Annotated in this window: 9 protein-coding genes; all 9 read right to left on the bottom strand. The window is 72.6% G+C overall.

Annotation, left to right across the window (positions count from 1 at the left end; all coding sequences use genetic code 11):
* Positions 1-98: 98 nt before the first annotated feature.
* The 9 genes from KG103_RS05160 to KG103_RS05120 all read right to left on the bottom strand — a co-directional run bounded on the left by KG103_RS05160 (position 99) and on the right by KG103_RS05120 (position 12,735).
* Positions 99-596, bottom strand: coding sequence for a flavin reductase family protein (locus KG103_RS05160; RefSeq protein ID WP_207341602.1), 498 nt, complete (start codon positions 594-596; stop codon positions 99-101).
* Positions 593-964 carry a hypothetical protein gene (locus tag KG103_RS05155; protein WP_207341601.1) on the bottom strand — a complete coding sequence of 124 codons (372 nt, stop codon included), beginning with the start codon at positions 962-964 and terminating at the stop codon, positions 593-595. The genes KG103_RS05160 and KG103_RS05155 overlap by 4 nt, the downstream gene beginning before the upstream one ends.
* A 4-nt stretch (positions 965-968) precedes the next feature.
* Positions 969-1,925: a PIG-L family deacetylase gene (locus tag KG103_RS05150; RefSeq protein ID WP_207341600.1), complete on the bottom strand. Its 957-nt coding sequence runs from the start codon at positions 1,923-1,925 to the stop codon at positions 969-971.
* A gap of 21 nt (positions 1,926-1,946) precedes the next feature.
* Positions 1,947-3,884, bottom strand: coding sequence for a translational GTPase TypA (gene typA / locus KG103_RS05145; protein ID WP_207341599.1), 1,938 nt, complete (start codon positions 3,882-3,884; stop codon positions 1,947-1,949).
* A 58-nt stretch (positions 3,885-3,942) separates the two neighbouring features.
* Positions 3,943-5,994: an ABC transporter substrate-binding protein gene (locus KG103_RS05140; RefSeq protein ID WP_207341598.1), complete on the bottom strand. Its 2,052-nt coding sequence runs from the start codon at positions 5,992-5,994 to the stop codon at positions 3,943-3,945.
* A gap of 373 nt (positions 5,995-6,367) precedes the next feature.
* Positions 6,368-8,140, bottom strand: a complete 1,773-nt coding sequence (locus KG103_RS05135; RefSeq protein ID WP_207341597.1) for an ABC transporter ATP-binding protein — start codon at positions 8,138-8,140, stop codon at positions 6,368-6,370.
* On the bottom strand, positions 8,140-9,168 hold the full coding sequence (locus KG103_RS05130; RefSeq protein WP_242635914.1) for an ABC transporter permease: 1,029 nt from the start codon (positions 9,166-9,168) through the stop codon (positions 8,140-8,142). The genes KG103_RS05135 and KG103_RS05130 overlap by 1 nt, the downstream gene beginning before the upstream one ends.
* Before the next feature lie 51 nt (positions 9,169-9,219).
* Positions 9,220-10,737, bottom strand: coding sequence for an ABC transporter permease (locus tag KG103_RS05125; RefSeq protein WP_207341596.1), 1,518 nt, complete (start codon positions 10,735-10,737; stop codon positions 9,220-9,222).
* Between the two features lie 201 nt (positions 10,738-10,938).
* Positions 10,939-12,735 carry an ABC transporter family substrate-binding protein gene (locus KG103_RS05120; RefSeq protein WP_249670812.1) on the bottom strand — a complete coding sequence of 599 codons (1,797 nt, stop codon included), beginning with the start codon at positions 12,733-12,735 and terminating at the stop codon, positions 10,939-10,941.
* Positions 12,736-13,162 lie beyond the last annotated feature (427 nt).

Below are 13,162 nucleotides of genomic sequence, written 5' to 3'. Positions count from 1 at the left end.
GTCGACGGCGTTGCGGACGTCGATGGTCTGCGTGCCCGCCGAGGCCCTGGTCGCCTGTCCCGCCCGGCGCGCACCACCACCTGCCGAGGCGACGGCACCTACCGGAGGCCGCGCAGCCGGCCCCGCAGGTGGACCAGACCACCGGCGTCCGGGGCACCCTGGGCGGCGGCGAGCACGCGGCCGACGACGACGTCGTGGTCCCCCGCCCGGTGCACGGCCTCGGTGCGGCAGTCCAACCAGGCGGCGGCACCGTCGACCCAGGCCGCGCCCGACACCGGCCCGGGTCGGTGCGGCACCCGCGTGAGCTGGCCGACCGCGGGTCGGCCCGGCGACGCGAGCCAGTCCGCCACCTCGCCCTGGTCGTCCGCCAGGACCGACACCGCCCAGGTGTCGACGTCGTCCAGGACGTCACGCAACCGGGCGTCGACGTGCACGCAGAACAGCACCAGGGGCGGCTCGAGCGACACCGAGGTCAGCGAGCTGACCGTCGCCGCGTGCTCCACCCCCAGCCGACGGGCGGCCACCACGGCGACCCCCGCCGCCAGCCGGGCCGCGACGACCCGCAGGGCGTCCGCCGTGACGTCGGCGTCGGTCACGGCGCGGTCGGCCCGTCGTCCGTGACCCAGCGCCGGGGGACGAGCCCGACGACGATCACGGCGAGCACGGCGCCGCCCACCCAGCCCCACCCCCACAGGTCGCCGGCCGGGACGAGCACGTCCCCGCCGGGTCCGCCCGTGGCCAGCACCTGGATCGCGAGGAGGGCGCCGCCCGCGCTCGCCCCGTAGCCGAACCACCCGCACCAGGCCCGGGCGATCAGCACGATGACGAGGACGAGGAGCACGCACAGCACGAGCCCCCAGGGGCGGACGGCACGGTGCATGACGGTGCCGATCGTCCCCGCGACCAGCCCGAGGGCGAACGAGGCGGCGGCGCGCCAGAGGGTCGCGGCGGTGGGCAGCTGCACGGCGTCAGGTTACCGGCCGCACACCGGCCGGCCAGGTCAGCCCGGCCTCCTCGGCGCGCAGGCTGCCGGTCGCGTAACGGTAGGCCTCCTCGGCGGGCACGGCCGCCAGCACGGCGTTGCTCAGCGCGTAGCAGCCGACCAGCGCGTCCTCACCGGCCACCGGGCGCACGGCCTGCACCTGCGTCGCGTGCGCGCGCAGGGCTGCGAGGACGCGGTCCCGGACGGGCGCGACGTCGACGAGCAGGTCGACCTCGTCGTCCGGGACGGCCATCGAGGGCGGCTCGGCGGACGGGTCCGGCAGCGTGAGCGACTCGATCGTCGCGCCGAGGGCCGCCAGCACGGCGTCACCGGCGAGTGCGACCTGCGCGCGCCGCAGGGCGACGCGGCCGGCCACGGACCACAGGACCACCGGGACGACGTGGGCGGGCGAGTACGTGTCGTCCTCGCGAGCAGCGAGCTGCAGCGCCAGCGTCGTGACCTCGTGCGCACGGACGTGGTCGGGGTGCCCGTAGCCGCCGCCGGGCTCGTAGGTCACCACGACGGCCGGCCGGCGGGAGCGCAGCAGGCGCGCCAGCGCGTCCGCGGCCTCCTCGAGGGAGGCGAACGCGAAGGCGTCGACGGGGACGTCGTCCGGCGCCGCGGCGCGACCGACCCCCACCCACGCCATGCCCGAGTCCTCGTAGTGGACCTCCGCGGCCACGGCCTCGTCGAGGAACCCGTGGTCGCGCACGCCCAGGGCACTCAGCGCGGCGGCCAGCTCGTCCTCGCGGTGCGCGGCAAGCGCCGGGCCGTCACCCTCGAGGTGGGCCCAGCGCCTGCCGATGACCTCGCCGCGCTCCCCGCGCGTCGCCGTCACGACGGTGACGGGCCGCCCCGCGGCGGCCCACGTCGCGAGCAGCGCCCCGGTCGCGAGCGTCTCGTCGTCGGGGTGCGCGTGGACCGCCAGGAGTCCGCCGGTCATGCTCGTGCCACCGTCCGCGGGTCAGGCGCGCTTGTTGCGCGCGGTCTGGCGGGCCCGCTCGGTCTGGTCGAGCACGACCTTGCGGATCCGCACGACCTCGGGCGTCACCTCGACGCACTCGTCCTCGCGGGCGAACTCGAGGGACTCCTCGAGCGTGAGCTTGCGCGGCGGCACCAGGTTCTCGAAGGACTCCGACGTCGAGGAGCGGATGTTGTTGAGCTTCTTCTCCTTGGTGATATTGACGTCCATGTCCTCGTTGCGCGCGTTCTCGCCGACGACCATGCCCTCGTACACCTCGGAGGTCGGCTCGACGAAGAACGTGCCGCGGTCCTGGAGGTTGAGCATCGCGAACGGCGTCGCGACACCCGACCGGTCGGCCACGAGCGAGCCGTTGACACGGGTCTCGATCGGGCCGGCCCACGGCTCGAAGCCCTCGGCGATGGACGACGCGATGCCGGTGCCGCGCGTGTCGGTGAGGAACCGGGTGCGGAAGCCGATGAGGCCGCGCGCCGGGACGACGAACTCCATGCGCACCCAGCCGGTGCCGTGGTTGCTCATCGTCTCCATGCGGCCCTTGCGCTGCGCGAGCAGCTGCGTGACGGCACCGAGGTACTCCTCGGGGACGTCGATCGTCATGCGCTCGGTCGGCTCCATGACCTGGCCGTCGACCTTCTTCGTGACGACCTGCGGCTTGCCGACGGTGAGCTCGAAGCCCTCACGGCGCATCTGCTCGACGAGGATCGCCAGCGCGAGCTCGCCACGGCCCTGCACCTCCCACGCGTCGGGGCGCTCGGTGGGCAGCACGCGCAGCGAGACGTTGCCGACGAGCTCGCGGTCGAGGCGGTCCTTGACCTGGCGGGCGGTGACCTTGTGGCCCTTGCCGCCCTTGCCGGCCAGCGGGGAGGTGTTGATGCCGACGGTCATCGAGATCGCGGGGTCGTCGACCGTGATGAGCGGCAGCGGCCGCGGGTCGTCGGGGTCCGTGAGGGTCTCACCGATGGTGATGTCCTCGATGCCGGCGACGGCCACGATCTCGCCCGGGCCGGCCTGGTCGGTCGGGACACGGTCGAGCGCCTTGGTCTCCAGCAGCTCGGTGACGCGCACGTTCTGCATCGTGCCGTCGTGGCGCGCCCACGCGACCGTCTGCCCCTTGCGCAGCGTGCCGTTGTGGATGCGCAGCAGCGCGAGGCGGCCGAGGAACGGCGAGGCGTCGAGGTTGGTGACGTGCGCCTGCAGCGGCGCCTCGGGGTCGTACGACGGCGCCGGGATCTTCTCGAGGATCGTCGCGAACAGCGGCTCGAGGTCCGGGCTGTCCGGCAGCCCGCCGTCGGCGGGCTGCACGAGCGACGCCCTGCCGACCTTGGCGGCGGCGTAGACGACCGGCACGTCGAGGATCGCGTCGAGGTCGAGGTCCGGGACCTCCTCGTGGAGGTCGGACGCCAGGCCGAGCAGCAGGTCGGTCGCCTCGTGGACGACCTCGTCGATGCGCGCGTCGGGGCGGTCGACCTTGTTGACGAGCAGGATCACGGGCAGCTTGGCGGCGAGCGCCTTGCGCAGCACGAAACGGGTCTGCGGGAGCGGGCCCTCGGACGCGTCGACGAGCAGGACGACGCCGTCGACCATCGACAGGCCGCGCTCGACCTCGCCACCGAAGTCGGCGTGGCCGGGGGTGTCGATGACGTTGATGGTCACACCGTCGGGCTGGCCGATCTTCGCGGCGGCAGGCCCGGAGTACCGGATCGCCGTGTTCTTCGCGAGGATCGTGATGCCCTTCTCCCGCTCCAGGTCACCCGAGTCCATCGCGCGCTCGTCGACGTGGTCGTGCGCACCGAACGCGCCGGACTGCCAGAGCATCGCGTCGACGAGGGTCGTCTTGCCGTGGTCGACGTGCGCGACGATGGCGACGTTGCGCAGGTCGGAGCGCACGGCGGCGCCGGTGGCCTGGTCGGTTGCGGGCATGCGGGTACTCATCTCAGTGGGCTGGGGGGTGCGCCGGGCGTCGGCGCAGCGTCCCACCTTACCGCCGTGTCCAGTCCCACCACCATGTGAGGTCCGCCGCAGCGGGCGTCAGGGGCGGCACGTCGGCCACGACGGGCAGCCCCCGGGCGTCCTGGGGGTCGCGCACGGCGGCGACGGTGAGCACGGGCGTGCGCACGACGGGCAGCACCGCGCCGGAGTCCAGCAGCGTCTGCGAGGCGGCGCGGACCGCGTCGGCCGCGGCCTGCGCGTCCGGCTGCCCCGCCAGCGCGTCCAGGGCCGTGTCCAGCGCGGGGTCGGCGTGCCCGCCGACGTTCGTGGCGCCGCCGGTGCGCCACCGGGAGACGAAGCCCGCGACCGGCAGCTCCTCCTGCGCGACGGGGACGAGCGCCGCGTCCCAGTCCTCGGCCCGCGTGCGCAGCGCGCGCGCCGGGTCGTCGGCCGCCACCGCCACGACGCGGTAGCCCGCCTCGGCCGCGGCCTCGGACAGCAGCTCGAACGCCGCCGCCCGGACCGGGTCGGACCGGTTCGTCAGCACCCGGACCGTCGGGGGGTCCTGCGCACCGTCCGACGTCGCACCGCCCGCCGTCGCCCCGTCCGCGGGCACGTCCGGCACGTCCGGCACGTCCGGCACCCGGACCGTCGGCGCCGTGGGGCCCACCTGGGCGGCGACCACGTCCGAGGGCTCCGTCCGGGCCCACAGGGGCCGGACCGCGACGTCGGCGACGTCCGCGCGCGGCACGCTCCCGACGAAGCCGCGGCGCAGCGCGGCCGCGGTGGCCGCCGGGTCGGGGTCCGCGGCGTGCGCCGCGGGGTCGAACACGCCGCCGCCCGCCTCCTGCAGCACCACCTGCAGCACGGCGTCGCCGCCCGTGCGCAGCGCGACGTCCTCCAGCGCCTCCGCGCCGGCGAGCACGTCCGCCGTGCTGACCGGTGCGACGACGTCGACGTCGTCCGACGCGAGCGCCTCGACCTGCGCCAGCGGGTCGAGGTCCGTGCGGACGCGGACCCGGTCGAAGGCCGCCGGTGCGGCGCCCGTGTACGCCGCGCTGCGCGCCACCTCCACACCGTCCGCGTCGACGCGTGTCAGCACGTAGGGGCCCGTGGTGGTGGTGAGCGTCGGGTCGGCCCCGACGTCACCGGCGCGCCCGGCTGCCCGCCACACACGGGAGATCGCCGTCAGCGCGGCCCGGTCCTGCTGCTGCACGGCGGTCGCGACGGCCTGCGCCCAGGTGTCGGGCACCTCTCCCCCGCCCTCGCCCGCCGTGGCGTCCGGCGTCGGGGTGCCCGGCGTCGGGGTGCCCTGCGTCGGGGTGCCCTGCGTCGGGGTGCCCTGCGCAGGAGTGCTCGCCGTCGACGCGGACGGTGCGGGCTGCGACGTGGTGCCCTCCCCCGTCGGTGCGGCGCCGTCGGACGGCGTCGGGGTCGGCGCCGGGGCCGGGAACGCGGGCGTCGCGGGGTCGAGCGCGAGGCGGCCCACGACGTGCGCGGGCAGGTTCACGTCGAGCGCGACCTGCCAGTCCGCCACCGGCACGTCGTACACGACGGTGAGCGTGGCACCGTCCACCACGGGCACCGCCGACGCCCGCACCAGGGCGGCCGACGTCGCCCCGAACAGGACGACGTCGTCCGCGGGCTCGACCGGCTCGCCGTCACCACCGAGCTCCGGCACGACCTCGTCGAGCTGCCCGCTGCGGGCGGCCCACTCCAGCAGCAGGTCGGCCGGGGTGACGGGGACGCCGTCGGACCAGGTGGCCGTGGGCGCGACCGTGTACCGCACGGTCAGCGGGGAGTCGGCGACCTTCTCCACCGTGCCGAACGTCGGGTCGGGAGTGACGGAGCCGTCCGGGCCGAGGGTCGTGAACCCGGACTGCACCAGGCCGCGCACCAGGACGCTGCCCGGGGAGCGGCCCGCAGGCGTGCCCCCGTTGAGCGAGGCGAAGGGCAGGTCCGTGGTGACGACCACCGTCCCGGCCCGCTCGGGGTCCACCGGGTCGGCACTGCACGCCGCCGTCGTGGCCCCCAGCAGCAGCACCACGGCTGCCGCCGTCCGTCGCGATGCCGCCGGCACCCTCGTCCACCTGCTCGTCACCGTGCTCCTCCTGCACCGTCCGCGGCGCTCCCGCCGCCCGGACGGGACCCTGCCACGCACACCGGGACATCGGCGACCGAACGCGCGGACTTGACCCCACAAGAGCCCCGAATCCGTCCGGACCGGTGGGAACGGACGAGACCAGGAGGGACACCGACGAGACGGGCGCCAGCGGACGACGCACGACAGACCGGAGCGAGCCCCGCCCGCTGACGTGCGGCGTCCGGGTCGAGGCGCGTGCGCACCACGAGCGCTGCCAGGACGACGCCGCCGGCGCCCGTCACGTCTCCGCGAGCAGCGTGAGCACGCCCGCGCCCGCGCGTGCGCCCGCCCGGAGCAGGCCGGACGGACGCACCCCCTACCGCGGGCCCGACTACTCGCGGGTGCTGTCGTCGAGCGGTCCGTGCTCGCGCGCCGGGTCGACCTGCAGCGCGGTGACCTCGTCACCGAGGCTCTCCAGCAGGCGGTGCCGCTCCTCGCGCCGCCGACGCTGCTCGCCCGGCTCGGGCACGGGCGCGGCGGCGAGCAGCCGCTGCGTGTACTCCTCGCGCGGGTGCTGGAGCACCTGCTCGCGGTCGCCCTGCTCGACGATCTTCCCGTCGCGCAGCACCACGACCCGGTGCGCCAGCAGGTCCACGACCGCGAGGTCGTGCGAGACGAAGAGGCACGCGAACTTGTACCGCTCCTGCAGCTCGGTGAACATCGCCAGCACGCTGGCCTGCACCGACACGTCCAGTGCGGACGTGGGCTCGTCGGCGACGAGGAGCTCCGGCTCGAGCGTGAGCGCGCGGGCCACGGAGACCCGCTGGCGCTGACCGCCGGAGAGCTCGTGCGGGTACCGGTTGAAGACGCTGCGCGGCAGGTGCACGGCGTCGAGCAGCTCGTACACCGTCTTCTGGCGCGACCGACGGTCGCCGACACCGTGCACGATCATCGGCTCGCTGATGACGTCACCGATCGGCAGGCGCGGGTTCAGCGACGCGGCCGGGTCCTGGAAGATGACGCCGATCCGCCGGCGCAGCCGCTTGGAGGCCTTGGCGTTCATCCCCGTGAAGCGGTCGCCGAACAGCGAGATCTCGCCGGCGGCGGGCTCGATGAGTCCCAGCGCGGCCCGGCCGAGGGTCGACTTGCCCGAGCCGGACTCCCCCACGAGGCCGACGACCTCACCCTGCCGGACGTCGAACGACACGTCGTCGACGGCACGGAACGGCGGCTTGCCGGTGCGCTGGTACTCGATGACGACGTTCTTGACCTCGAGCGCGGGCGCGCTGGTCGTGTCGACGGACTCCGCGGCGTGCCGCGACGTCCCGAACTGGCCGGGGCCGCGCCCCAGGTGCGGCACGGCCTCGAGGAGCCGTCGGGTGTACGGGTGCTGCGGGCGGTTGAGCACCTCGTCGACGGTCCCCCGCTCGACGATCTCGCCCTTGAACATGACCGCCACCCGGTCGGCCATGTCCGCCACCACACCCATGTTGTGGGTGATCAGCAGGATGCCGGTGTCGAGCTGGTCCTTCAGGGACCGCAGCAGGTCGAGGATGTCGGCCTGGACGGTGACGTCGAGGGCCGTGGTCGGCTCGTCGGCGATGATCACCCGCGGGTTGCAGCTGATCGCGAGCGCGATGACCACGCGCTGCCGCTGACCGCCCGACAGCTCGTGCGGGTACTGCTTGATCCGTCGCTCCGGCTCCGGGATGCCCACCATCCGCAGCAGCTCGACCGCGCGGTCGAGTGCGGCGCGGCCGTAGGCGATCCCGTGCAGCTCGAGCGCCTCGCTCATCTGCAGGCCGATCGTCAGCACCGGGTTCAGTGCCGTCATCGGCTCCTGGAAGACCATCGCCACGTCGTTGCCGCGCAGCCGCCGCAGGCCACGGCTGTCGAGCGAGCCGACCGACTTGCCCGCGACCTCGACGTTCCCGCCGACGCGGGCGTTCTTCGGCAGGAGGCCCAGTGCGGTCATCGACGTGACCGACTTGCCGGAGCCCGACTCGCCGACGAGCGCGACGACCTCGCCCGGGCGCACGTCGAGCGAGATGCCCTTGACGGCGTGGACGGAGCCGAACTCGGTGCTGAACCGGACGTCGAGGCCCTCGAAGCTCAGGACACGGTCGTCGCTCGGCGTGGTGCCGGCATCGGTGGTGACCGTCATCAGTCCTTCTTCCTGTTCTGGCGCGGGTCGAACGCGTCGCGCAGGCCGTCACCGATGAAGTTGACGGCGAGGGCGATGCCGAGGATGAAGATGCCGGGCCACCAGAACAGCCACGGACGCGACGTGAACGCGTTCTGGTAGTCGGAGATCAGGAGACCCAGCGAGGTGTCCGGCGGCTTGACGCCGAAGCCCAGGTAGGACAGCGAAGTCTCCAGCAGGATCGCCGACGCGATCGACAGCGTCGCCGCCACGATGATCGTGCCCAGCGTGTTCGGCAGGATGTGCTTGACGATGATGCGCGCCGGCGACGTGCCGACCGCGCGGGCCGCCGAGACGAACTCGCGCTCGCGCAGCGACAGGATCTCGCCGCGCACGAGGCGCGCCAGACCGGTCCAGGTCACGAGCCCGAGCACCATCGCCAGGACGAAGATGTTGCGGCCGCCCGAGATCTGGCCGAGCGCCGCGGCCAGCGCGAGCAGCGGGATCACGATGAGCAGGTCCGTCATGCGCATGAGCAGGGCCTCGACCCACCCGCGGTAGTAGCCCGCGAGTGCGCCGACGGCCGTACCGACGAGCGTCGAGACGATGCCGACCACGAACGCGATGATGAGCGAGCGCTGCGTGCCGCGCATGACCATGGCGAACCAGTCGCGCCCGATCGTGTCCTGGCCGAAGGGGTGCTCCCCGATCCGGAAGGGCCACAGCGAGAGCGTGGGGCGACCGCCGTTGATCACCTCGACCGGCTGCAGGTAGTTGTACTTCCACCACCCCGGGATCGGGCCCACGCCGATGGACGTGAACGCGAGCACCGTGACGAACACGAGGACCGCGAGGGAGATCATCGCCGCGCGGTGCCGCAGGAACCGGCGCAGCACGAGCTGCCCCTGCGAGTAGGACCGGTCGGTCGTGGCGCCCTCGAGGTCGTCCTCGACCCGGGTCACGGGCTGCAGGCTGCCGGGGTCGGCCCCCTGGCCGCCCGGCATGGGGACGATGGCCTCGTGGGCCTCGTGCGAGTTCGGGTCAGTCATGGTGCGCTCCGGTCGCGGTGGGGACGGGGTGGGCCGCGCTGCTCACGGGGCTCACCGCCGGATCCGCGGGTCGAGGAAGGCGTAGCTGATGTCGGCCAGCATGTTCATGACCACGGCAGCGACGCCTGTGACGAGGAAGAACGCCATCACGGGACCGGGGTCCACCTGCGTGAGGCCGGTCCGGAAGAGCTCGCCCATGCCCTTCCAGCCGAAGACGGCCTCGGTGATGACCGCGCCGCCGATCAGGCCGGCGAAGTCGAACGCGACGATCGTGGTGAGCGGGATCAGCGCGTTGCGGAACGCGTGACGGCTGATGACCTCACGCTCGCTCAGGCCCTTGGCCCGCGCGGTGCGCACGTAGTCCTGCTCCAGCACCTCGAGCATCGACGCGCGGGTGTACCGCGTGTACGACGCGAGGGAGATCAGCGTGAGGACGACCGTCGGCAGGATGAGCTGCGTCCCCTTGTCGAGGAAGTCCTGCCAGAACGTGCCGTCGAAGTTCGGCGTCTGCGAGCCGATCGTGGAGATGGGCCGCGGCTGCAGCTGCAGGTAGCCGGCCCAGGCGCCGAGCGCCTTGTCCATGACGACCGTGCCCGCCATGACGCTGGCGGTGACGAACGAGGCCCACATCGCCGTGCGCCGCGAGAAGCCCCCGAGGAACCAGCCGCACGCGAGGGCGATCACGACCGCGACTGCGTACAGGCCGAAGAGGATGGGCCAGGTCGGGTCCGCGAGGACGCCGCCGAACGCGAGGTAGGACACGAGCCCGAGCCCGACGGTCGCGCCCACGGCCCGCACGACGCGGCGGTTACCGAACCCGCTCGTCAGGGCCACCATGAGCGCGCCGGCGCCGATGCTGACGAGCGCGACGACCGGCAGGCCGAGGGCGGGTCGTCGCCACCAGTCGACGGCGTCGAAGTAGGTGATGGCGACGACGACGAAGAGGGCGGTCCCGCCGCCCGTCATGAGCCGACGCCGCAGGTCCCCGCCGAGCGCGGCCTGGACGACGAAGCCCAGGACCAACCCGATGAGGATGGTGGTCAACGTGCTCACCGAGGGGTCCGCGATCCAGTCGTTGAACCGGATGGCGCCGTACTCCTTGAGCAGCACGGCGGCCCAGAAGACGGGGAGCGAGAAGAAGAGGAAGGCGAAGAAGGTGACGACGTAGTCGAAGCCGGAGTACTGCCGGATCGCCGTCAGGATGCCGAAGAAGACACCGGCGACGATGGCGAGCAGCGTCGCCCCCACCACCAGGCGCAGCGTCGAGCTGGCGGCGTTCTCGAGCATGCTGCTGACCTCGACGCCGGCGCGGTTGGTGCCGAGGTCGCAACGACCGACGAGGCATCCCGCGGCTCCGGTCAGCCACTGCCAGTACCGCTGGTACCACGGGAGGTCGAGGCCCATGGTCGTGATCCGCTGGGCGATGAGGTTGTCGCGGTTGGGATCGTTCGACTCACGCAGGTCCTGCAGGGGGTCGCCCGAGTTGATCGTGAGGACGAACATGAGCACCGAGCCGCCGAGCAGCACCAGGGCGGAGATACCCAGGCGGCGCAGTATGAATCTGGTCAACGCTTCGAACCCTTCTATCGCCCGGTTCGGGGGGTCGTCCGGCCGACGCCTGATGGCGTCCGGCGGACCCGGGCCCACGGATCACGGTGCCGAATCGTACGCGCTCACGCGCGCACGGTGGGACAGGGGGTAACCCCTGCCCCACCGTGCGTGCTGCGTGCGCCGGCCGGGGCCGGCGGCGTCGTCAGCGGCCGTTCAGGCTCACTTGGCCCGCTGCCACTGGTCGGCGTTCCACAGAGCGCCGTTCTGGGTCGCGGTGAACCGGACGTTGTCGATGTCCGACGTGTGAGCAATCACACCCGGGTGAGCGAAGACCGGGATGCCGTAGAGCGTGTCCCACAGCTCCTTCTCGATCACCTTCGTCTGCTCGAGGTGGACCTCCGGGTCCAGCGAGGCGGCCAGCGCGGACCACGCCTCGTCGACCTTCGTGTTGGAGTAGCCGCCGTAGTTCTGCGGGTAGTCCGTCGAGTAGATGTTCTGACCCGAGGCGATCTGGCCCGACCCGGCCCACGCGAAGAGCGCGACCTCGTAGTCACCGTTCACCAGAGCGTTGGAGAAGAAGTCGGACGAGCCGACGTCCTGGACGTCGAAGCCGGCCTGGTCGCAGCTGGCCTTGATCAGGGCGACCTCTTCGGTACGACGCGGGTTGGGCGCCGAGTAGCCGATGCGGACCGTGACGGGCTCCGTCACGCCGGCCTCGGCGAGCTTCTTCTTGGCGGCGTCGAGGTCGACGTCGTCGTAACGGCCGTCGTAGGACGCCTCGACGACCTCGTCGTAGTCGTCCTGGAACGGGAAGACCTCACGCGTGTTCATGACGACCGCGCCCTCGTCGACGGGCTTGATCAGCGTGTCGACGATCTGCTGCCGCGGGACGCAGTAGGCGAATGCCTCGCGAGCGGCCAGGCCGCCCTCGGCGTCGGAGAACACGCCGTTGTTGAAGTTGTAGTCGAGGTGCTCCCACGTCAGGTTCTGGCCCGTCTGGACCTTGACCTGGTCGCCGAGGCCCTCGAGCTGGCTGACGGTGTCGACCGTCGCCTGCGGCTCGATGACGTTGAGGTCACCGTTGGCGAGCGCCTGCAGGTGCGCGTCGGCCGCGAGGAAGCGGATCGTGAGGCGGTCGGTCGCCGCGGGCGTGCCCCAGTAGTTCGGGTTCGCCTCGAGCGTGATCGACTGGCCGGCCGTCCAGCCACCCTCCATGAGCTGGTAGGGGCCGCCCGAGGGCGCGATGGCGGGGTCGGGGAGCTGACCCGGCGTCGGCGAGAGCCAGTTGTTCCAGAACTCGGCCGCCTTGGTGACGGTCTCGACGTCCTCGTTCTTGATCGCGGCGACGAGGTCGTCCTCGGTGATGCCGATCTGCTCCGCGACGACGTGCGCGGGGAGCAGGTAGGCGCCCGTGACGAGCTTCCAGTCCGGGTACTTCTCGGCGTACTCGACCGTGAAGGTCATGTCGCCGGCCTCACCCTGCGGGCCGGTCGGGACGTTGGTCTGCGTGTAGTCCGTGCCCGAGACGTGGTTGAAGACCGGGGCCTTCGGGTCCGGGGACAGCCACGCCGGGTTCTGCGCCACCCACTCGAAGAGGAAGTCGGCGTAGTCGATCGCGTTGCCGTCCGACCACTTGACGTCGTCGTTCACCGTGTACTCGATGACGAGCGGCTCGTCGCCCTCGAGGCCGGAGACGACCTCGGCGGAGCCGAACTCCTCGTTCGGGTAGATGGTGCCGTCGGTGCCGAAGTAGAAGAAGCCACCGGGGTTGATGCGGTCGCTCACGGCCGAGTTGTACGTGGAGTAGGTGTCCGCGGTGAACGCGTTGTACCCGGTCCACTCGTCCTGGCCGACCGAGTAGAAGATCTCACCGTCGGCGGTCTCGGTGATCCCGAGGTCCTCCTTGGCGGTGGTGCTCGCCTCCTCGGTCGCGTCAGCCGACGGGCTGGCGGCCGGCTCGCTCGCCTCGGGGCTCGTGCACGCCGCGAGCACGAGTGCCGTCGTGGCGAGCGCCACGACCGCCGTTGACCTGCGTGTCGTCCTCAATGTTCCTCCTGAAAGGCATGGCATCCGGCGCTGCCATCGAGGCACACCTGACCGGACATCCACGGTGGATGCGAGCGACAGTACAACGCGAAATCCCGGCATCTGGGACGCAGCCCGGGGCTGGAATCGATCGTTACGGATTCGATACTGGGCAGTACGTCTCAGAAACTGAGACGCAACACCTCGGTAACCAGGACCCTCGGCTCCCGGTCGGGCGGTGCGGTCAGCGCCCCACGACGGCTCACGCGGTGTCACTGCAGGTCGTCGGCGCGCGCGGCCGCCCACGCCCGCGATCGCGGGCTCGCGGCACCAGGATGTCGGGGTGCACGACCGGCACGTCACCCCGGGCCCAGGCGACGACGGCTGCAGGACGAGCGGGAACGCTCGGAGCTCAAGC

Origin of the sequence: Cellulomonas wangleii (genome assembly GCF_018388445.1) — a bacterium.
Taxonomy (GTDB): Bacteria; Actinomycetota; Actinomycetes; order Actinomycetales; family Cellulomonadaceae; genus Cellulomonas; species Cellulomonas wangleii.
The sequence above is the reverse complement of the archived record's forward strand: the minus strand, read 5'-3'. Positions and strand labels throughout refer to the sequence as shown.

Coding starts and splice junctions, on each gene's coding strand:
- KG103_RS05150 (WP_207341600.1), bottom strand. CDS start 1,925: ATGACCGGCGGACTCCTGGCGGTCCACGCGCACCCCGACGACGAGACG.
- typA (WP_207341599.1), bottom strand. CDS start 3,884: ATGCCCGCAACCGACCAGGCCACCGGCGCCGCCGTGCGCTCCGACCTG.
- KG103_RS05135 (WP_207341597.1), bottom strand. CDS start 8,140: ATGACGGTCACCACCGATGCCGGCACCACGCCGAGCGACGACCGTGTC.
- KG103_RS05130 (WP_242635914.1), bottom strand. CDS start 9,168: ATGACTGACCCGAACTCGCACGAGGCCCACGAGGCCATCGTCCCCATG.